General features: G+C 48.1%; 23 protein-coding genes and 3 pseudogenes. 21 read left to right on the top strand and 5 right to left on the bottom strand.

All coding sequences use genetic code 11. The features are described 5' to 3' along the window. Positions 1-51: 51 nt before the first annotated feature. Positions 52-441: a RidA family protein gene (locus tag ACWA50_RS03005; protein ID WP_431053848.1), complete on the top strand. Its 390-nt coding sequence runs from the start codon at positions 52-54 to the stop codon at positions 439-441. Positions 442-551: 110 nt separating this feature from the next. On the opposite strand, the gene ACWA50_RS03000 is transcribed toward ACWA50_RS03005, so the two are convergent. After that, positions 552-1214 (bottom strand): NAD(P)H-dependent oxidoreductase, encoded by a 663-nt coding sequence (locus ACWA50_RS03000; protein ID WP_431053847.1) that lies wholly within the window; start codon positions 1212-1214, stop codon positions 552-554. A 9-nt stretch (positions 1215-1223) separates the two neighbouring features. Continuing rightward, positions 1224-1430 (bottom strand): tautomerase family protein, encoded by a 207-nt coding sequence (locus tag ACWA50_RS02995; protein ID WP_431053846.1) that lies wholly within the window; start codon positions 1428-1430, stop codon positions 1224-1226. A 165-nt stretch (positions 1431-1595) separates the two neighbouring features. On the opposite strand from ACWA50_RS02995, the pseudogene ACWA50_RS02990 reads away from it, so the two are divergent. From ACWA50_RS02990 to ACWA50_RS02970, 5 genes and pseudogenes are all read left to right on the top strand, one after another. Continuing rightward, positions 1596-1993: pseudogene (locus tag ACWA50_RS02990) on the top strand (transposase); the annotation flags it as partial. Between the two features lie 380 nt (positions 1994-2373). Further along, positions 2374-4056 carry a solute:sodium symporter family transporter gene (locus ACWA50_RS02985; RefSeq protein WP_431053845.1) on the top strand — a complete coding sequence of 561 codons (1683 nt, stop codon included), beginning with the start codon at positions 2374-2376 and terminating at the stop codon, positions 4054-4056. A 95-nt stretch (positions 4057-4151) separates the two neighbouring features. After that, the gene (locus tag ACWA50_RS02980; RefSeq protein WP_431053844.1) at positions 4152-4451 is read left to right on the top strand and encodes a helix-turn-helix domain-containing protein; all 300 of its coding nucleotides are present in this window, start codon (positions 4152-4154) and stop codon (positions 4449-4451) included. Further along, a complete protein-coding gene (locus tag ACWA50_RS02975) occupies positions 4424-4537 on the top strand; it encodes a hypothetical protein (protein WP_431053843.1) in 114 nt (37 codons plus the stop codon). Before ACWA50_RS02980 ends, ACWA50_RS02975 begins: the two co-directional genes overlap by 28 nt. Before the next feature lie 27 nt (positions 4538-4564). After that, a pseudogene (locus ACWA50_RS02970) lies at positions 4565-4711 on the top strand (septum formation initiator family protein); the annotation flags it as partial. Positions 4712-5102: 391 nt separating this feature from the next. Here ACWA50_RS02970 and aqpZ read toward each other — a convergent pair. Then, on the bottom strand, positions 5103-5795 hold the full coding sequence (gene aqpZ, locus ACWA50_RS02965; protein WP_431053842.1) for an aquaporin Z: 693 nt from the start codon (positions 5793-5795) through the stop codon (positions 5103-5105). Positions 5796-6094: 299 nt separating this feature from the next. On the opposite strand from aqpZ, the gene ACWA50_RS02960 reads away from it, so the two are divergent. The 11 genes and pseudogenes from ACWA50_RS02960 to ACWA50_RS02910 all read left to right on the top strand — a co-directional run bounded on the left by ACWA50_RS02960 (position 6095) and on the right by ACWA50_RS02910 (position 13631). After that, complete coding sequence (locus ACWA50_RS02960) at positions 6095-6916, top strand: carbon-nitrogen hydrolase family protein (RefSeq protein WP_431053841.1); 822 nt, start codon at positions 6095-6097, stop codon at positions 6914-6916. Positions 6917-7080: 164 nt separating this feature from the next. After that, positions 7081-7365 (top strand): cell division protein FtsB, encoded by a 285-nt coding sequence (ftsB, locus tag ACWA50_RS02955; protein WP_449343113.1) that lies wholly within the window; start codon positions 7081-7083, stop codon positions 7363-7365. Then, positions 7365-8057, top strand: a pseudogene (gene ispD / locus ACWA50_RS02950) (2-C-methyl-D-erythritol 4-phosphate cytidylyltransferase); the annotation flags it as partial. The gene ftsB and the pseudogene ispD, both read left to right, overlap by 1 nt. 21 nt (positions 8058-8078) lie before the next feature. Further along, positions 8079-8558: a 2-C-methyl-D-erythritol 2,4-cyclodiphosphate synthase gene (gene ispF / locus ACWA50_RS02945; protein WP_431054276.1), complete on the top strand. Its 480-nt coding sequence runs from the start codon at positions 8079-8081 to the stop codon at positions 8556-8558. Next, positions 8558-9580, top strand: coding sequence for a tRNA pseudouridine(13) synthase TruD (gene truD, locus ACWA50_RS02940; protein ID WP_431053839.1), 1023 nt, complete (start codon positions 8558-8560; stop codon positions 9578-9580). Before ispF ends, truD begins: the two co-directional genes overlap by 1 nt. An 11-nt stretch (positions 9581-9591) precedes the next feature. After that, on the top strand, positions 9592-10347 hold the full coding sequence (gene surE / locus ACWA50_RS02935; RefSeq protein WP_431053838.1) for a 5'/3'-nucleotidase SurE: 756 nt from the start codon (positions 9592-9594) through the stop codon (positions 10345-10347). Positions 10348-10350: 3 nt separating this feature from the next. After that, entirely contained in the window at positions 10351-10977 is a 627-nt protein-coding gene (locus ACWA50_RS02930; RefSeq protein WP_431053837.1) for a protein-L-isoaspartate(D-aspartate) O-methyltransferase, read from the top strand. Beyond that, entirely contained in the window at positions 10974-11549 is a 576-nt protein-coding gene (locus ACWA50_RS02925; protein WP_431053836.1) for a YqaA family protein, read from the top strand. Before ACWA50_RS02930 ends, ACWA50_RS02925 begins: the two co-directional genes overlap by 4 nt. Positions 11550-11579: 30 nt before the next feature. Continuing rightward, positions 11580-12794, top strand: coding sequence for a murein hydrolase activator NlpD (gene nlpD / locus ACWA50_RS02920; RefSeq protein ID WP_431053835.1), 1215 nt, complete (start codon positions 11580-11582; stop codon positions 12792-12794). Between the two features lie 70 nt (positions 12795-12864). After that, on the top strand, positions 12865-13326 hold the full coding sequence (locus ACWA50_RS02915) for a low molecular weight protein-tyrosine-phosphatase (protein WP_431053834.1): 462 nt from the start codon (positions 12865-12867) through the stop codon (positions 13324-13326). An 86-nt stretch (positions 13327-13412) separates the two neighbouring features. Beyond that, on the top strand, positions 13413-13631 hold the full coding sequence (locus tag ACWA50_RS02910) for a YdcH family protein (RefSeq protein WP_431053833.1): 219 nt from the start codon (positions 13413-13415) through the stop codon (positions 13629-13631). A 50-nt stretch (positions 13632-13681) separates the two neighbouring features. Here the strand turns inward: ACWA50_RS02910 and udp are convergent, their stop codons facing one another. Both udp and asnC read right to left on the bottom strand, forming a co-directional pair. Then, positions 13682-14437 carry a uridine phosphorylase gene (udp, locus tag ACWA50_RS02905; RefSeq protein ID WP_431053832.1) on the bottom strand — a complete coding sequence of 252 codons (756 nt, stop codon included), beginning with the start codon at positions 14435-14437 and terminating at the stop codon, positions 13682-13684. A 53-nt stretch (positions 14438-14490) separates the two neighbouring features. Continuing rightward, a complete protein-coding gene (asnC, locus tag ACWA50_RS02900) occupies positions 14491-14964 on the bottom strand; it encodes a transcriptional regulator AsnC (protein WP_431053831.1) in 474 nt (157 codons plus the stop codon). Between the two features lie 201 nt (positions 14965-15165). Between asnC and asnA the strand changes: the two genes are divergently transcribed. From asnA to ACWA50_RS02880, 4 genes are all read left to right on the top strand, one after another. Continuing rightward, a complete protein-coding gene (gene asnA, locus ACWA50_RS02895) occupies positions 15166-16158 on the top strand; it encodes an aspartate--ammonia ligase (protein WP_431053830.1) in 993 nt (330 codons plus the stop codon). Positions 16159-16264: 106 nt separating this feature from the next. Further along, positions 16265-16441 (top strand): hypothetical protein, encoded by a 177-nt coding sequence (locus ACWA50_RS02890; protein ID WP_431053829.1) that lies wholly within the window; start codon positions 16265-16267, stop codon positions 16439-16441. 45 nt (positions 16442-16486) lie between these two features. Continuing rightward, entirely contained in the window at positions 16487-17857 is a 1371-nt protein-coding gene (gene glmU, locus ACWA50_RS02885; RefSeq protein ID WP_431053828.1) for a bifunctional UDP-N-acetylglucosamine diphosphorylase/glucosamine-1-phosphate N-acetyltransferase GlmU, read from the top strand. Between the two features lie 211 nt (positions 17858-18068). Next, positions 18069-19202, top strand: coding sequence for an N-acetylneuraminate epimerase (locus tag ACWA50_RS02880; RefSeq protein ID WP_431053827.1), 1134 nt, complete (start codon positions 18069-18071; stop codon positions 19200-19202). The last annotated feature ends 43 nt before the right edge of the window (positions 19203-19245 follow it).

Below are 19245 nucleotides of genomic sequence, written 5' to 3'. Positions count from 1 at the left end.
TTATCGGTCAGGCGTGCTGCCTGACCGCACTTTGACTATGATGAGGACATTATGACAAAAATTATCCATACCGAAAAAGCCCCTGCCGCGATCGGGCCTTACGTACAAGCTGTGGATCTGGGCAATCTGGTGCTGACTTCCGGGCAAATTCCGGTTAATCCGAGCAACGGCGAAGTGGCGCAAAGCATTCAAGCGCAAGCGCGCCAATCGTTGGAAAATGTGAAAGTGATTATCGAACAAGCCGGTTTGCAGGTGAAAGACATTGTCAAAACCACGGTATTCGTGAAAGATCTGAATGATTTTGCGAGCTTAAACGCAGAATACGAGGCCTTTTTTAAAGAAAACAACCACCCGACTTTCCCGGCGCGCTCTTGCGTCGAAGTCGCGCGCCTACCGAAAGATGTCGCTGTGGAAATTGAAGCGATTGCGGTGAGAAAGTAAAAGATAGGTTATATACCATGCGATTTCCGTGTACGCTTTTCAGCGTACACGGTTAAGCACGGATGAGGGGCTTTGCCGACTGTAATATGCGCTATATTGAGCAAACCGATTTATTCAACCCACTTCACCACTTCTGAAATTGGTTTACGGTATTTGGATTTAATCTCTTTGGCACGATAACCGAAGGTTACCATCACCGATACGCCCCATTCCTGCGGCTCAAAGGCGCCGCTTTCGGCAAGAACACGATTGACCTCGGCATAATCAAAACCCTCGATCGGGCAACTGTCGATACCGATCAACGCTGCGCCGGTCATCATATTTGCCAAGGCGATATAGGTTTGCTTGCTGCACCAATCAAACAGCGTGCGTTCGCTTTCCAGTAAATTCATATCATGGGTTTGAAACTGCCGATACATCGCCAAGGTTTTCGTCATTTGTGCCTCGTTAAGACCACGTTTTTCCAAACCTTGACGGAAGAAATCGGAATCATAACGGGCATTTTTCTTGGCTAACAGCACCACCAAATAACTGGCGTCATCCACTTGCGTTGCCATCCCCCAACTGACCATTTTCAGTTTCTGGCGTAATTCAGAATTCTGTACCACCAAAAACTGCCACGGCTCGGAACCGACCGAACTCGGCGACAATCGCCCACATTCCAAAATATAGTCAAAATCTTCACGGCTGACTTTTTTCAGCGGATCATAATGCCGTGTCGCCGCACGAAAATGAAACGTATCTAATACTTGTTGTTTGCTGATTGTATTCATTTACTTGTCCTATTGATTTTTGCGGCGCTCCGTTACACTTTTCCCGCCGATCCCCCAATTATCCATCCCGACCTCGTCGATCACCACCACCGTGGTTTCCGGATTTTTATTGAGCACCCGCGCCAACAGCTCGGTGACCCCTTGAATTAACTCGGCTTTTTGTTCAGCGGTTGGCGCTTCACGCCCGCCGGTCACTTTGATATTTACATAAGGCATGATTTACTCCTAGTTTGATGAGCTGTTGTTAACTGTAGCGTAGATTGCGTGATTATTCACGTGGAATACGAATTTTTAATATCTGCTTGGCTGTCTTGGATAACTAAAATGTTCTAGGATAGCACTTATGAGAAAAAGTCGATTAAGTTGATATAAACAGAGCCGTTGGTCGGTGCAAATAAAAACACTGCGGAATTTTACTTTCATCGCTTACGTGAAATCATTTATCGTTATGATGCGGAAGCCGGATTATCAGAGGGTGAAATTGATGAACGTTATTTTGGTGGAAAACGGAAAGACGGACGTGGTCGAGGTGCAGCAGGAAAAGTGCCGGTATTCGGATTTTTAGCGCGAAATGGCAAGGTTTATGTTGTTGTGATACCCCGATTGAAACCAGACATCCTTGTTTATACAGATATGCTCAAAAATTATGATGTGCCGGATTCTTCGGAATTTAAACATTATCGGATAAATCACAGTGAAAGATTTGTGGAGAAACGCAACCATACTATGGAATTGAGAATTTTTGCAGTCAAGCCAAACGCGATTTACGCCAAAAAAATTGATCTGCACCCCAAAAGTCGGACTCAAAAACCAACTAACTAAGGCGCAGATTTTTATGACAAAACTCCTTGAGGGGAATTGGGGTATTATAGGCATTATGGCAAGTGCGGTATAGCCGATTTCACATTTTCCCTTTCCCTTGATTAAAATGAAATAAATTTTTCAATTAGTGATAATGGCAAATAATGCCGTTTTGTTACTGAAAAACACGCTTTTTGTAAATTATTTCATTGGCAATCCCTCAAAATTTGATCTGTATAGCAAAACCGAAGATTGATGATTGCCAACCCATAAATTGAAACGTATATTTCATAATTGAAATGTCAATTTTCATTTTAAGCTTTGTCTTATTGCTTATTACAAAGATGAGGAAAATCGTATGTTAGCTTTTATATCATTTGTCGGATTCACCGCACTTGTTGCCGTCATTGCCTGGTGGTACACAAAAAATGACGATCTCAGCCATTCGGAAGGCTATTACCTTGCCGGTCGTTCACTGACCGCCGTTTTTATTGCCGGTTCAATGATGTTGACCAACCTTTCCACCGAACACTTGGTCGGTTTGAACGGCTTGGCGTATCGTTCCGGCTTTATTGTTATGGCATGGGAAGTGATGGCGGCGATTACCATCGCCATGTTCGCCTTTTATTTTTTACCGAAGTACCTGAAGCTGGGGATTGCCACCATTCCTGAATTTCTGGAAAAACGCTTCGATAAAGGCACGCTACTCATCACTTCATTACTGTTTTTAGGCTGTTATGTCATTTCGTTGTTACCAATCGTACTCTATACCGGCGCATTGGCATTAGAAAGCCTGTTCAATGTTTCCGCGGTATTCGGGGTTGATAAAACCACTTCCCTATGGTTTATTGTATGGGGGGTAGGCATTTTAGGTTCAATCTACGCAATCTTCGGTGGTTTGAAAGCGGTGGCGGTGTCTGACACCATTAACGGGGTCGGCTTGTTGGTCGGCGGGATTATGGTGACGGTATTGGGGCTGATGTATGTCGGTGACGGCAATGCTTGGACCGGTCTGAAAGAAATTTATCATGCCAATCCGGAGCATTTTAATTCCATCGGTTCTGCCGATTCGGTTGTGCCGTTTTCAACACTGTTTACCGGTTTAATCGTTTCCAATATGTTCTTCTGGTGTACTAACCAATCGATTATTCAGCGTGCATTAGGTGCAAAAAATCTGAAAGAAGGGCAAAAAGGGGTGTTATTCTGCGCCTTCCTGAAGCTATTAGGTCCATTATTGATTATCCTGCCGGGGATTATTGCCTTCCATATTTTCCAAGGGAAGTTGGATATTCCTGATCAAGCCTATCCGGATTTGGTGCACTTGGTCTTACCTGATGCCTTGGTCGGTTTCTTTGCCGCGGTGGTGGTCGGGGCGGTGCTGTCCACCTTTAACAGTGCCTTGAACTCTTCGGTGACACTATTCTCACGCAATGTGTACAAAGTCCAGATTAATCCGGATGCCAGTGACACCAAGCTGGTAAACGTCGGTAAAGTGGTCGGGATTATTCTAGCGATTGCCGCCATGATTGTCGCCCCGCTGGTTGCCAATGCCCCGGATGGCCTCTTCTATCTGATTCAACAACTGCAAGGGGTATTCAATGCACCGATTTTAAGTGTGGTCGTCGTTGGTTTGCTGACCAAACGCGTACCGGCGATTGCAGCGAAATTCGGCTTGATTTTCGGCATGGCGGCATACATTCTGTGCAACTTTATCCTGAAAGTCGATTTGCACTTCTTCCATTTGGTCGGCTTACTGTTTGTCATCAATGTGGTGATAATGCTGTTGATCGGTCATTTCAAACCGATGGCAACGCCATATCAAGAAGTTTATACCAACCAAGTGGATATTGAACCTTGGGCGTATGTCAAACCGGTTGCATTGGTGATTACGCTACTGTCATTGAGTATGTATATCTTCATGGCGAATAACGTACCGACCTTGGTTTGGATTGGTTACTACTGTTTTGCCGCGGCAACCGTCTTGTACTTCCTGTATGTTTTTGTCCAAGAACGCAATAAGCAATTAAAAGCAACGGCATAACCTCGCGTTATCAAGCATAAAACCCCGTCTGGCGTGCCATGATCTGCACCCCAAAAGTTGGACTGCAAAACCAACTGACTAAGGTGCAGATTTTTATGACTAAATATACCCAAGTATTGAAACAACAAATCGTTGAATATTATTTTCAACATCATCAATCTATCAGCAAAACCGCAACACATTTTCAGGTTGCCCAACGCAGTATTCGCCAATGGATTGCACAATATCAATATTCCGGTCTTGATGGGCTAGCCGTCCTAGATATACCACGAAAATATAGGCTTGAAGATAAACTGAAAGCCATTGAATATATACAACACACCGAACTGACCTGGGCGTATCAAACGGCAGTGTTGTTTATCAATGGTTGCAACGGTTCAAAAAATTTGGCATAAATGGACTGATTGATAAGCCCAAAGGACGACCAGCCATGAATAAATCGAAAAAACACGTTAAGCCATTAACGCCGTTAAAAGATTGAACAGTGCACGGCGGAAAACACGCAACGAGCCAGCGTAACCAGTTGATCATGGCGGAGATCAAAGACTTGAAAGAGGGCGTGGCGGCGGTGGAAGAGTGTGTGCGCTCGGAGCATGATATGGTGAAAAGTAATGAAGTGTTTTATCGCCTGATGAAAGCGGATGAATATCAATAATGCCAACACAACGGAAAATTATTGCGATTGTGCCGGCGGTAGGAAGCGGCAACTCTACTTGCACAAGAGTTTGGAAGTGATTTGGCTTTTTAAATAAGACCGATTTTATCTAAATAAATAATCTTATCAACACTATCTATCGTTGTTTAGCAATGAGCAATACTCACACGAGTAATTTTTATATAAAGCCCTGCAATAAATAAACGTTGTTTCTGTCCGCCAGAAAGGTTTGTCCCAATTCTCCAATAATTGTTTCATATCCCATTGCAATTCTCGCGCAAGCGACGTTTGCCGTAAATATATCCGAATTTTCGCTGCGATCGCCCAACGCCGCCGCTTCGGAAACCGCTTTCCGTTGCCGGAAAACGGTTCATGTAAGTTAAGTTGAGGCTTATTTGTTGTTAGATAACAATGAACGGTAAATGATACCGCCGATTATCGCGCCAACGATTGGTGCTAACCAGAATAACCATAACTGTTCAACCGCCCAGCCGCCTTGGAATAAGGCAACACCGGTACTCCGCGCCGGGTTGACCGAGGTATTGGTGACCGGAATACTGATTAAGTGGATCAGGGTTAAGCCCAAACCGATTGCAATCGGGGCAAAGCCTTTCGGCGCACGCTCATCGGTCGCCCCCATGATGATGATCAGGAAGAAAGCGGTTAATACCACTTCAATCACCAATGCCGCGCCTAAGCTGTATTGGTTTGGCGAATGTTCGGCATAACCATTGCTGGCAAAACCGCTGGCAGCTGCGTCAAAACCGGCTTTACCGCTGGCAATAAAATATAATACCGCCGCCGCCGTAATTGCGCCCACAACTTGAGAAATGATGTATGGCAGTAATTCTTTCGCGCTGAAACGACCGCCGACCATTAATCCTACCGAAACCGCCGGATTGAAGTGACCGCCGGAGATGTGACCGACGGCATATGCCATGGTTAATACGGTTAAACCGAATGCCAATGCAACACCGGCAAAGCCGATACCCAATTCAGGATAAGCCGCTGCCAAGACCGCACTTCCGCAACCGCCGAATACCAACCAGAATGTGCCGAAGAATTCGGCAAAATATTTGTTCATACTAGGATTTCCTTTCATTAGCTTACAAACGAGCAAATATTACCCTGTTGGGATTCAGGCTACAACAATATTTACACTCGATGTGATGTTTATATTTTGTACCAAGAAGGAAATAATTGACTAAAATTGATAACAAACCCGCGTTATATTTTATTTTCCGGACGGTTTGCCATTCATAAGGAGTTTTAAGTGGTTGGGTAAAGATATGAATTAAATTTAAAAAAGGATGTAAAACTTGTTTTCTGAATGGAATCAAGGGATACTGAAACCGATGGATATAGTAAAGAAGGGCAGCGTATATGACGGCAGACAATTTTAAGGTCGCGACCATTCAAATGGTTTCCGGCACCGATCTCAATCATAATATCGACACGATGCAGGCGCTCGTGCGTAAAGCCGCGAATGCCGGGGCAAAATGGGTTTTGTTACCGGAATATTGGGCGTTAATGGGGGCGCATGAACAGGATAAATTGGCGATTGCCGAGCCTTTTGGCGAGGGCAGATTACAGACCTTATTATCCGAATTGGCAAAAGAATTGCAGATTGTGTTATTCGCCGGTTCGATTTCACTGCACAGCAGTGAAGAAAACAAAGTATTAAACAGTATGTTGGTGTATGGCGAACAAGGCGAATTACTCTCCCGTTACGATAAAATCCATCTGTTCAGCTATAGCGGTCAAGGCGAAAGCTATTGCGAAGCCGACAGTATCCAAGCCGGGTATCAAGTGCCGCAATTGCAAATCGGCGAAATCAGTGTCGGGCAAGGGATTTGCTACGATCTGCGTTTCCCCGAGCTGTTCCGCACCCAAGCGCCGTATGATGTGTTGATGTTGCCGGCTGCATTTACCTATACCACCGGTAAGGCACATTGGGAATTATTATTGCGTGCAAGAGCGGTTGAAAACCAATGTTATGTAGTTGCCGCCGCCCAAGGCGGGCGCCATCAAAGCGGACGTACGACCTTTGGTCACAGCATGATTATTGATCCTTGGGGCGAGATTATCAGTGGTGTCGGCGAGGGCGAAGGGTTTGCCATGGCTGAAATCAATTTTAGCCGCTTGCGTGAGGTTCGCCGCCAGCTACCGGCATTAAGCCATCGTCAATTATTTGTACGCACTTGATTTTATGTCGGTTGCGTGACAGCTGATCACTTCAGTTGCCCGTGCTGTGTCACGGGCGCTGTTTTTATAGAATTTTTTTACGACTTAGCGGTTTAAAATTCCATTTTTAACCGATTTCAAGTTAAACTATTCCCCATTTCACCACAAAAAGAGAACAGGCAATTATGCGAGTATTGATTATCATTCTGGGCGGTTTGTTGTTGCTGTTTCAGTACAGTTTTTGGTTCGGCAAAAACGGCTATCGCGATAATCAGGCGGTGCAGCAGGAAATCGAACAGCGCACGGCGGAAAACACGCAACTGAGCCAGCGTAACCAGTTGATCATGGCGGAGATCAAAGATTTGAAAGAGGGCGTGGCGGCGGTGGAAGAGCGGGCGCGCTCGGAGCATGATATGGTGAAAAGTAATGAGGTGTTTTATCGCCTGATGAAAGCGGATGAATATCAATAATGACAACACAACGGAAAATTATTGCGATTGTGCCGGCGGCAGGGAGCGGCAGCCGCATGTTGCAGGATAAACCGAAACAGTATTTGCTACTGAACGGCAAAACCATTTTGCAGCACACCTTGGATGTGCTGTTAAGCTATGCACCGATTGAAAAAGTGATTGTCGCAGTGGCAAAAGACGATCCCTATATTGCGCAACTGGCATTAGATCAATCGCCACGCATTCAGTTTGTCGTTGGCGGTGCAACGCGTGCCGAATCGGTGTTTTCCGCATTGCAAAGTGCGGTTGAAAGCGATGATGGCGAGAGCTGGGTGTTGGTGCATGACGCGGCGCGCCCGTGTTTAACCCATCAGGATTTGGATAAGCTGTTGCAAATTGACGATCCGAACGGCGCGATTTTGGCTTATCCGGCAATCGATACGATTAAACGCGCCGACGGTCAGCAACGGATTCAAGCCACCGAAGATCGTTCGCAGTTATGGCATGCTTTAACGCCGCAATTTTTCCCGACCGAACGTTTGTGCGCCGCCTATAAATCGGCGATTGCGCAGAACTTAACCTTAACCGATGAAGCCTCCGCAATGGAGCTCGCCGGGTTTAGACCGCACTTGGTGCCGGGGCGCTCGGATAATTTAAAAATCACCCGCCCGGAAGATCTCGCCTTGGCGGCATTTTATTTACAACGGAGAGAATTTACAACGGAGAGAACTGAAATGATACGCATAGGACACGGCTTTGATGTGCACGCCTTTGGCGGCGTAGGTCCGATTATCATCGGCGGCGTGGCAATTCCCTACGAAAAAGGCTTGTTGGCACATTCCGACGGCGATGTGGCACTGCACGCGCTGACCGATGCCTTATTGGGCGCAGTCGCGTTAGGCGATATTGGCAAGCTGTTCCCCGACACCGATATGGCATACAAAGGCGCGGACAGTCGCGGTTTACTACGCGAAGCCTATCGCCAAGTGCGGTCGAAAGGCTATCGCGTGGGCAATGTCGATGTCACGATTATTGCGCAAGCGCCGAAAATGCGCCCTCATATCGACGCAATGCGCGCTTGTATTGCCGAGGATTTGGCATGTGAGATTGGGCAAGTGAATGTTAAAGCCACCACCAGTGAAAAATTGGGCTTCACCGGACGCGGCGAAGGTATCGCTTGTGAAGCGGTCGCCTTACTCTTTAAGGATAACTAATGTCAGAACTCCAATATTTATACGGCAAGCCGCAACAAAGCGCGCGCCTCAAAGCCGAATTCAGCGATTTTATCGTGCGCGAAGAATTAGGTTATGCACTGAGTGGCGAGGGTGAATTCGTGGCTATAAAAGTCCGTAAAACCAATGCCAATACCCTGTTTGTCGGCGAAAAGTTGGCGGCATTTGCCGGCATTTCGGCGAAAAAGATGAGTTACGCCGGTTTAAAAGATCGCCATGCGGTGACCGAACAATGGTTTTGTTTGCATTTGCCCGGTCAAGAAACGCCGGATTTTAGCCGGTTTGCGCTTGAAGGCGTGGAAATTATTGAGGTTACGCGCCATAACCGCAAAATTCGGGTCGGCAGTTTGCAAGGCAACCATTTTGAGATTTTACTGCGCGATCTGAATGAAAGTGCGGTTTTGAACCAACGCTTGCAACAACTGGCGCAACATGGTTTTCCGAATTACTTCACCGAACAGCGTTTCGGGCGCGACGGACACAACCTGACCCAAGCGTTACGTTGGGCGAACGGCGAAATTCAGGTTAAAGATCGCAAAAAACGCAGTTTCTATCTCTCCGCCGCACGCAGCGAGCTGTTTAACCTGATTGTCTCACAGCGGATTGCCGATGGGTTAAGCCGAACGGTAATCAGTGGCGATGTGTTGCAATTGCAAGGCTCGCACAGTTGGTTTGTGGCGCAGGCGGAGGAATTGACCGCACTTCAAGTGCGGTTGGCGCAAAACGATGTCGGGCTAACCGCCCCGCTGATCGGTTCAAAGGAACTTGCCAGCCAAGATCAGGCGTTGTTGCGTGAACGGGCGGTGGCGGAGCAACATCATGCTTTGGTCGAATTAATGCACAAAGAGCGGTTGCAAAACGCGCGCCGTTTAATCGTGGCAAAACCGCAGCATTTCGCTTGGCAATTTGAGGCGGAAGGCTTGCGTTTGCAGTTTTACCTCGACAGCGGCAGTTATGCCACCGCACTGGTGCGCGAATTGGCGTTGTTGGTTGAAGATGAATAATAAGGGAAATTATGCATATTTTACTCAGTAACGACGATGGCATTCACGCCGAAGGGATTCAAACCATGGCGGCGGCATTGCGTAAATTTGCCACCGTCACCATCGTCGCCCCGGATCGCAACCGCAGCGCCGCGTCCAGTTCGCTGACCTTGGTCGAACCGTTGCGTCCGCTTAAATTGCCGAACGGCGATTACTGCATTAACGGCACGCCGGCGGATTGCGTGCATTTGGCACTGAACGGCTTTTTGTCCGGACGGGTGGATTTGGTGGTGTCAGGCATTAATGCCGGCGCCAATCTGGGCGATGACGTGATCTATTCCGGCACGGTGGCGGCGGCGTTGGAAGGGCGGCATTTGGGCTTGCCGTCGATTGCGGTTTCTCTTGACGGGCGGATGTATTACGAAACCGCGGCGCAAGTGGTGTGCGATCTGATTCCGACCCTGCATGACACGGTGTTGGACCGCCGCGAGATTATCAATATCAATGTGCCGGATATTCCCTATGCCGAATTGAAAGGCTTACAAGTGACCAAACTGGGTTACCGCGAATCGGCGAGCGCAATGGTGAAACAGGTTGATCCGCGCGGCGAAAGCATTTATTGGGTCGGCGCCAGCGGTTTGCCGGAATACAGCGGCGAAGGTACGGATTTTCATGCCGTCGCCAACGGCTATGTCTCGCTGACCCCGATTCAAACCGATATGACCGCCCACCAGTCGCTGCAACGTTTGCAGGATTGGGTCAAACTTGATCGAAGCGCAACGGATTAAAACATGTCGAAATTGGAACAACGCCGCTTGGTAGAACGCCTGCATTCACAAGGAATTCAAAATCATGCCATTTTACAGGCGATGTATGACATTCCGCGCGATTTTTTTGTACAGGAAGCGTTTAGCCGCCGTTGTTATGAAAACATGGCGATTCCGATCGGCGAAGGGCAAACCCTGTCGCAACCCTATATTGTGGCGAAAATGAGCGAATTATTGCAACTAAACGCACAAGATAAGGTCTTAGAAATCGGTACCGGCAGCGGTTACCAAACCGCACTTTTAGCCAAGCTTTGCCGTCAGGTTTACAGCATTGAACGGATTAAAAAACTGCAATGGCAGGCGATCCACCGCTTGAAAAAACTGGAGCTGCATAATGTGCAATTGCGCCATGCCGACGGTTGGCAAGGGTGGGCGGCAAAAGCGCCGTTCGAGGCGATTATCGTGACGGCGGCGGCGGAAAATATGCCGGTGGCGCTGTTGCAGCAATTAAGCGACGGCGGGCGGATGGTGGTTCCGCTCGGCAAAGAGATTCAGGTTTTACAACTGATCACCCGTGTCGGTGATAAATATCATGTTGAAAAGATTGAAGAAGTAAAGTTTGTACCTTTAGTAGCAGGAGAGCTACAGTGAAAATTTTTGGAAAAATGTATGATCAGATGATGCGCTGGTCGCGCCACCGTTTGGCAATTTATTGGCTGTCATTTGTCAGTTTTATTGAGGCGATTTTCTTTCCGATTCCGCCGGATGTGATGTTGATTCCGATGTCTATGAATAATCCGAATAACGCCTTGAAATATGCGCTTTATACCGCACTTGCTTCGATGTTGGGCGGCTTGGTCGGCTATGCCATCGGTTATTATGCCTTTGATATGGTGCAGCAGTATATTGTGCAATTTGGTTATCAGGCGAAATTGGAACAAGTTACCGCATGGTTCAATCAATGGGGAATTTTGGTGCTGTTTGTCGCCGGTTTTTCGCCGATTCCGTATAAAATATTCACCATTGCCGGCGGTTTATTACATATGGCGTTGTTGCCGTTTGCCGTCACCGCCTTTATTTCGCGCGCGGCGCGTTTTATTTTAGTTGCCAAATTATCCGCTTGGGGCGGACCGAAAATCGAGGCGAAATTGCGCCGTTCTATTGAAGTGATCGGCTGGGGCGTGGTAGTCTTAGCCGTTATTGCTTATTTTATTTTGCGTTAATTAAGATTGAGAGAAGGTAAGGATTTGAATATGAAAAATAAACTGTTCGTTTTGCCGACCGCACTTGCTCTTGCCGTGCTGGCGGGATGTAGCAGCAGCGGTGGTGCGCCGGTGCAAAGTGCCGACGGTAATCTGTCGCCGGGCATTATGCAGCCGGTCGAATCCAGCGGCGCGAGCAGCGGCAGCTGGCAGCCGGAAATCCAACAGCAAAACATGCCGGCAAGCATGACGGTGCAACAGGCGATACAGCAGCCAATCGGACAAGTGCAATCACAGGCGCAACAAGTACAACAAAATGTACAAAGTGCGGTACAGCAACCGATTGGACAAGTGCAGCAGGCGCAACAAACGGCAACTGCCGTCGGCAGCCAAACGCGCACCAATAATGTCTCGCAAGACTTTACCATTCCGCGCGACACCACCACCAACGCGCCGATTTATAATCAAATCGACAAAGGTTTCTACAAAGGCGACACCTATACCGTGCGCAAAGGCGATACTATGTTCCTGATTGCCTATATTTCCGGTCTGGATGTGGCGGAGCTTGCCGCAAAAAACAAGATGAGCGAGCCGTATAATCTGCGGGTCGGACAAGTGTTGCAAGTCGGCAACGGCAGTGCGGTTAGCCATGCGCCGGCAGCCACGGCGAGCACACCAGCGGCAGCGACGACCGCAAGCGCCGCAGCAACGGCGCCGACACAACCGGCGGTAACTTATACGCCGGGTCCGAATAACACCCGATATGGTTCGGACGGCACGATTACCGGTCCGGTGAAAGCCTCGGCAGGCAATGTCGCCACTATGGCACAGCAGCAGGCGCAACAAGCGGTAACCGCAACCGCTGCCGTAACACCGCCAAGTGCGGTCAATTCAAACATCAGCTGGCGTTGGCCGACGAATGGTAAAGTCATCCAAGGCTTTTCTTCATCCGACGGCGGCAATAAAGGCGTGGATATTTCCGGTTCGCGCGGACAAGCGGTTAATGCCGCTGCCGCAGGACGGGTGGTGTACGCCGGTAATGCACTGCGCGGCTACGGCAACCTGATTATCATCAAACATAACGATGATTTCCTCAGTGCATACGCGCATAACGAAACTATCTTGGTCAAAGATCAGCAAGAAGTGAGTGCGGGACAACAAATTGCCAAAATGGGCAGCTCCGGCACCAACTCGGTTAAACTGCACTTCGAAATCCGTTACAAAGGCAAGTCGGTTGATCCGACCCGCTATTTACCGGCGCGTTAAAACGGGTTCATGTAATAAGAACGGGCATTTTTGCCCGTTTTTATTTATCCGAAGGAAAAGGGAGACAAAAATGAAGATTTTATTTATTTGTCTGGGCAATATCTGTCGTTCGCCGATGGCGGAGTATATTCTGCGGCATAAGCTTGTGCAAGCGCGTTTGCAAGATTGGGTTATGGTGGATAGCGCCGGTACCGCGGGTTATCATGACGGCGAAGATATGCACCGCGGCACGGCGCAAATGCTACGGCAACACGGCATAGATAAGTGCGGTTTTGTCAGCCGCAAAGTACACAACAGTGATTTGCACGAATTCGATTACTTGATTACGATGGATAACAGTAATTTAGCGGACTTGTATAAACGCTTTGGCAAACAGGCGAAGATTTTTAACATCACTGATTTAGTGCCCGATTTGGGCTTTGATCATATTCCCGATCCTTGGTACAGCGGCGATTTTGCGCAGACCTACACCTTGTTGGAACGCTGTTGTCAGCAATTACTGCAGCAAATCAAATCGCGCTATCGCGAGTAAATATCAATTTTGTGAACTGGCACGAAACTTGGCGGATGAAATGATGGTAAAATAAACAAGTCGTATGATTAGCTAAGGAGTTTGCCATGTTTCCCGAATACCGCGATTTAATCAGCCGCTTGAAGCTGGAAGATGCCCATTTTGCCCGTTTATTTGATAAACATAACGAGTTGGATCACAAAATTATTGCGATTGAAACCAACGTTGAATTAGGCACCCATGAAGAGGTTGAAAATCTGAAAAAAGAGAAGTTACGCTTAAAAGATCAACTGTATCTGATTTTGAAAAATGCTGCCGCGCAATAATAAAATCCCGTCGAATGACAGGATTTTATAGTTGAGCTAAGATGAAGCGGTTAGGCTAGCAAACCTGCCGCTTTGACCACCAATGCCACGGCTTTGCCTTCGGCGGCTTTAATCGTGCTTTCGTTCGGAATTTCCTGCTGTGTGCGATTGACGATCACCGCGGAAATCATACCGGCGCGCAAGCCCAAGGCAGAACACATGGTAAACAAGGTTGCCGATTCCATCTCAAAGTTCATCACGCCCAAATCCTGCCACTCTTTCAATGAACCGCGGAAACGACGGCAAACTCTGCCGCTGTAAGTGTCGTAACGCTCTTGTCCCGGGTAAAACGTATCGGAAGAGGCGGTGATACCGACATAGGTGGTTTCGCCGCTTTCTTGCGCCACTTGGTGTAATACCGAGGTGCATTGGAAATCCGCTACTGCCGGAAATTCCAACGGCGCAAAATGCTGGCTTGCGCCGTCCAAGCGTACCGCACCGGTGGTGACCAAAATGTCGCCGACATTAATTTGCGGTTGAATCGCGCCGGTTGTGCCGATACGCAAAAAGGTGCGCACGCCCAACTGTGCTAATTCTTCCACCGCAATCGAGACCGACGGGCCGCCGATCCCGGTCGAGCAGACTACAATCGGTTTGCCGCCGACATACCCTAACCATGAGGTGTACTCACGGGTTGAAACCAAAAATTTAGGGTTGTCCATCAATTGTGCAATGCGCTCGACGCGTGCCGGATCGCCCGGCGTGATCGCAACAGTCGCGCCTTGTAAATCGGCTTTGGTTAATCCTAAATGAAATACATCAGACATACTCTTTTCCTTCTTATTGTTATGGTGCAAAGAAAGAATGTTACGCCAAATTTTTACGGATTAATATCCCGAAGTATTGGATTTTGCATAGAAATTAACGTTTCTGTGGACTGGATCTCATCTATGAGTTGAATTTTGCTTGCCAACACCGAATGAAGCTCCTCAATGGTATGGGTCATCACCTTAATAAAGATCGAATAATTGCCGGTGGTGTAATAGGCTTCGACCACTTCATCAAAGGTTTGCAGTTTTTTAATCACCGCATCGTAATCTTTGGCGCTTTTCAAGATAATGCCGATAAAACAGCAGACATCATAACCCAACTTACGTTCGTTGATCCGCACTTTGGTGCCTTCGATCACGCCGGATTGGCGCATTTTTTCCACCCGCACATGAATGGTGCCCGGACTGACCCCGAATTTCTTTGCCATTTCCGCATACGGGGTGCGCGCGTCTTTGGTTAACACGCGTAGGATCTGTTGATCCAGCGCATCAATTTGAGCGACATTTTGACTTGTATGTTGCATAAGCCCCTCTAATTTAGGTTTGAATTTAGTTTTTTTTCAAAAAAAACCACCTTAAATTGATAGATGAATACATATTAACAAAAAAAATTAAAAAAGTATTGGAGTTTTTTGTCTGTTTGTTGAATAATGCACAAAAACGAGGTTAAACCCGATTTTTATTTAATAAATCCAGAAAACCATTTAAAAAAGAATAGAAAAATCATGAAAAATTCATTTATTTTGCAACAACAAGAAATCAGTTTTGTTAAAAACACCTTTACCCAAATGTTAAAAGAACACCTGAAAATCGTCGAGGTACAAGGTCCCTTGCTAAGCCAAGTCGGTAACGGCATGCAAGACAACCTGTCCGGGGTGGAAAATGCGGTGCAGGTGAATATCCGTGAAATCCATGGCGTGCGTTTCGAAGTGGTGCACTCATTGGCGAAATGGAAACGCCATACCTTGGGGCGCTTTGACTTCCAACCGAACGAAGGGTTGTTTGTGCATATGATTGCGCTGCGCCCGGATGAAGACAGCCTCGATCAAACCCATTCGGTGTTTGTTGACCAATGGGATTGGGAGCGCGTGATTCCGCAAGGTTCGCGCAATTTGGCCTACTTAAAAGAGACAGTACGTTCGATTTACACAGCGATTAAAGAAACCGAACAAATGGTGGAAGTGCAATTCGGGATCAAAGGCTTTTTACCGCCGGAAATCACCTTTGTCCACAGTGAAGATTTAGCCCGCCGTTATCCGGATCTCAGCAGTAAAGAACGTGAGAGTGCGATCTGTAAAGAACATGGCGCGGTGTTTTTAATCGGTATCGGCGGCAAATTATCCGATGGCAAACCGCACGACGGGCGCGCACCGGACTACGATGACTGGACCACCCCGAGCGAAGGCGAATACAAAGGCTTGAATGGTGATATTTTGGTGTGGAATCCGGTATTGGAATCGGCATTTGAATTGTCTTCGATGGGGATTCGGGTGGACGAAGCCGCCTTGCGCCGCCAATTGACGATTGCCGGTAACGAAGAACGCGCCGAGTTCCCTTGGCATCAGGATCTGTTAAACGGCAGATTGCCGCAGTCTATCGGCGGCGGTATCGGACAGTCGCGTTTGGCAATGTTGTTGCTGCATAAACAACATATCGGACAAGTCCAATCCAGTGTCTGGCCGAAACACATTATGGATCAATACGATAATATTTTGTAATTTTGGTTTTACTTGCAGCACTTTTTTATTTTTTAACTTTTTATTTTTGATTTTTTTACTCGGAAAGCAAATATCCCCATCAGACCCTAACGCTCAGGCGGGGTGTTTGTTTCCACCGCCGCCACCGGCTTGCGGGTGGAAAAATCAAAAACGCCAAGGTTTGGAGGCGGCATTATACGGCGAACCGCTCGAATACATTTCTCTTCGTTACCTCAACCGCACTTTGTTTGTTACAGTTAATCGCGACAAGCAAAGTGCGGTTTTGCGTTTCTCACTTGCCTAATTTGGTGTAAAATCAATTCAATTTTTTATTGCGAGAGATTCTGTTATGACGAAACAAAAGTTAAGCGTGGTGATCTTAGCTGCCGGCAAAGGCACGCGTATGTATTCCGATTTACCGAAAGTGCTACACACCATCGCCGGTAAACCGATGGTGAAACACGTAATTGATACCGTGAAAAAATTGGGGGCGGCAAACATTCATCTGATTTACGGACATGGCGGTGAAGTAATGCAACAGCGTTTGCACGGCGAGCCGGTGAATTGGGTGTTGCAAGCGGAGCAGCTTGGCACAGGACACGCCATGCAACAAGCCGCACCGCACTTTGTCGATGATGAAAATATTCTGATGTTGTACGGCGACGGGCCTTTGATCACGCCTGAAACGCTGGAAAAACTGATTGCCGCCAAACCACAAAACGGCATTGCCTTGCTGACCGTCAAGTTAGACGATCCGACCGGTTACGGACGGATTATCCGCCAAGACGGCAATGTGGTGGCGATTGTCGAACAAAAAGACGCCGACGCTGAGCAGTTGAAAATTCAAGAAGTGAACAGCGGCGTGATGGTGGCGAGCGGCGCAAGTTTTAAAAACTGGCTGGCACGTTTAAACAATAACAATGCACAGGGCGAATATTATATTACCGACGTGATCGGCTTTGCCAACCAAGACGGCTGCCAAGTCACTGCGGTTTCGGCGGCGGACAGAATGGAAGTGGAAGGGGCAAACAACCGTTTGCAGATGGCGCAACTGGAGCGTTACTACCAACAGCAACAGGCGAAAAAATTGCTGTTGGCGGGGGTGATGTTGGTCGATCCGAACCGTTTTGATCTGCGTGGCGAGTTGAGCCACGGCAAAGACGTGGAAATCGATGTGAATGTGATTGTCGAAGGGCACGTGGAACTGGGCGACCGCGTGCGGATCGGCGCGGGCTGCGTGTTGAAAAACTGCCGTATCGCGGCTGACGTTGAAGTTAAGCCGTATTCGGTGATTGAAGATGCGGTGATCGGCGAAAGTGCGGTCATCGGCCCGTTCTCACGCTTGCGCCCGGGGGCGGAACTGGCGGCGGAAACCCATGTCGGCAATTTTGTTGAGATCAAAAAAGCGCTGGTCGGTAGAGGCTCGAAAGTCAATCACCTGACTTATGTCGGCGACGCGGAAATCGGCAGCAACTGCAATATCGGCGCAGGCGTAATCACCTGCAACTACGACGGCGCAAATAAATTCAAAACCGTGATCGGCGATAACGTGTTCGTCGGCTCAGACTGCCAACTGGTTGCGCCGGTCAGTATTGCCGACGGTGCCACCATCGGCGCAGGCGCAACCGTCACCAAAGATGTTGCGGAAAACGAGCTGGTGATCAGCCGTGTGCCGCAACGGCATATTGCCAATTGGCAGCGACCAAGCAAAAAGAAATAATCCGCTTAACCTTCTCCATCGGTAAATGTTATCTTGCTGATGGAGAAATATTCTGCAAAATCACAAAAAAACTGTGATCTTCCTTACGTTTTCAATAATAAAAACCGCACTTGGCTTGCATTCTTTTATGGAGTGCAGGTATCATCTCGCCATGCCGAAATGACATCATTATTCAACCAGAGAACACGCGTCGCTCAGATTAGGAATCGGAATGAAAGCCCTGCCAAATGCCGTTTTACGCCTCAGTTTCACCCTAAGTTTGTTAGCGGTGACGGCGGTTGCGCAAGCAGGAAGCTACCCCGATTTGCCCGAACCGATTAAATTCGGCAGCGGCGCAGTAATCGGCGATACGGTGTATGTCGGTTTAGGTAGCGCAGGCAAGCAGTTTTATGCCTTGGATCTCAGCCACAAAAAAGCGCAATGGCAAAAAATTGCCGAATTTCCGGGGGGCGAACGCCAATATGCGGTCGCCGCCGCATTAAATGGCGAGTTGTATATTTTTGGCGGCTTGCAAGCCGGGGAAAACGCTTTGCAAGTTGTGAATGACGCCTATCGCTATGATCCGCAACAGGATCGTTGGTTGGAATTGAATACGCGTGCGCCACGCGGCATTGTCGGCGCCGGGGCGGTGGTGTACCAAGATAAAATTTATTTGCTCGGCGGTAATAATCCGGAAGTGCTGGGGGCTTATTTGCAAGATTACGCCAAGGCGGCGGATCAACCGAGCAAAACGGCGGTAAAACAGGCTTACTTTCAACAACCGCCGCAGGATTATTTTTTTACCACTGAATTATTGAGCTACCAAGCAAATGAAAACCGTTGGCGTAACGAAGGCAAATTGCCTTTCACCGCCAGAACCTGTGCCGCAGTCGTCGGACAAGGGGAAACGGTATTGGTGGTCAACGGTGCGGTTAAGCCGGGCTTGAATACGGCGAACACTCAGCAGGGACGGATTGGCAAACAACGGGTGGAATGGAAGAAACTGCCTGATTTGCCGGCGGTTGCCGATCATGGGCAAGAAGGGGTAAGCGGCGCAGGCGGCGGTTACAGCCATGGTTATTATTTGGTGGCAGGCGGCACCAATTTTCCCGGCGCGCAACAACAGTTTCGACAGGGAAAACTGTTTGCCCACGAAGGTTTGAGCCAAGCGTGGCACGATGAAATTTATACTCTGAAAAACGGTCGTTGGAAAATGATTGGCGAGCTGAATCAAGCGGTCAGCCATGCGGTCACCGTGTCCTACGACAACAAAATGTTATTAATCGGCGGCGAAAGTGACGACGGCAAGGCATTAAGTGCGGTGCAAGTCCTCAGCTACGACGGCAGCCGGTTAATTATCGAATAACAAACTTTCCTCTATTTAGTTTGTACTTCCCCCTTATCCGCAA

It is taken from the genome of Testudinibacter sp. P17/SS/0325 (genome assembly GCF_053570765.1).
This window is presented reverse-complemented; position numbering and strand designations above follow the sequence as displayed.

Coding starts and splice junctions, on each gene's coding strand:
- glmU (WP_431053828.1), top strand. CDS start 16,487: ATGACGAAACAAAAGTTAAGCGTGGTGATCTTAGCTGCCGGCAAAGGC.
- ACWA50_RS02910 (WP_431053833.1), top strand. CDS start 13,413: ATGTTTCCCGAATACCGCGATTTAATCAGCCGCTTGAAGCTGGAAGAT.
- ACWA50_RS02915 (WP_431053834.1), top strand. CDS start 12,865: ATGAAGATTTTATTTATTTGTCTGGGCAATATCTGTCGTTCGCCGATG.
- ACWA50_RS02980 (WP_431053844.1), top strand. CDS start 4,152: ATGACTAAATATACCCAAGTATTGAAACAACAAATCGTTGAATATTAT.
- surE (WP_431053838.1), top strand. CDS start 9,592: ATGCATATTTTACTCAGTAACGACGATGGCATTCACGCCGAAGGGATT.
- nlpD (WP_431053835.1), top strand. CDS start 11,580: ATGAAAAATAAACTGTTCGTTTTGCCGACCGCACTTGCTCTTGCCGTG.
- ACWA50_RS02960 (WP_431053841.1), top strand. CDS start 6,095: ATGACGGCAGACAATTTTAAGGTCGCGACCATTCAAATGGTTTCCGGC.
- ACWA50_RS03000 (WP_431053847.1), bottom strand. CDS start 1,214: ATGAATACAATCAGCAAACAACAAGTATTAGATACGTTTCATTTTCGT.
- ftsB (WP_449343113.1), top strand. CDS start 7,081: ATGCGAGTATTGATTATCATTCTGGGCGGTTTGTTGTTGCTGTTTCAG.
- truD (WP_431053839.1), top strand. CDS start 8,558: ATGTCAGAACTCCAATATTTATACGGCAAGCCGCAACAAAGCGCGCGC.
- udp (WP_431053832.1), bottom strand. CDS start 14,437: ATGTCTGATGTATTTCATTTAGGATTAACCAAAGCCGATTTACAAGGC.
- ACWA50_RS02930 (WP_431053837.1), top strand. CDS start 10,351: ATGTCGAAATTGGAACAACGCCGCTTGGTAGAACGCCTGCATTCACAA.
- asnA (WP_431053830.1), top strand. CDS start 15,166: ATGAAAAATTCATTTATTTTGCAACAACAAGAAATCAGTTTTGTTAAA.
- ispF (WP_431054276.1), top strand. CDS start 8,079: ATGATACGCATAGGACACGGCTTTGATGTGCACGCCTTTGGCGGCGTA.
- ACWA50_RS02985 (WP_431053845.1), top strand. CDS start 2,374: ATGTTAGCTTTTATATCATTTGTCGGATTCACCGCACTTGTTGCCGTC.
- ACWA50_RS02880 (WP_431053827.1), top strand. CDS start 18,069: ATGAAAGCCCTGCCAAATGCCGTTTTACGCCTCAGTTTCACCCTAAGT.
- aqpZ (WP_431053842.1), bottom strand. CDS start 5,795: ATGAACAAATATTTTGCCGAATTCTTCGGCACATTCTGGTTGGTATTC.
- asnC (WP_431053831.1), bottom strand. CDS start 14,964: ATGCAACATACAAGTCAAAATGTCGCTCAAATTGATGCGCTGGATCAA.
- ACWA50_RS03005 (WP_431053848.1), top strand. CDS start 52: ATGACAAAAATTATCCATACCGAAAAAGCCCCTGCCGCGATCGGGCCT.
- ACWA50_RS02995 (WP_431053846.1), bottom strand. CDS start 1,430: ATGCCTTATGTAAATATCAAAGTGACCGGCGGGCGTGAAGCGCCAACC.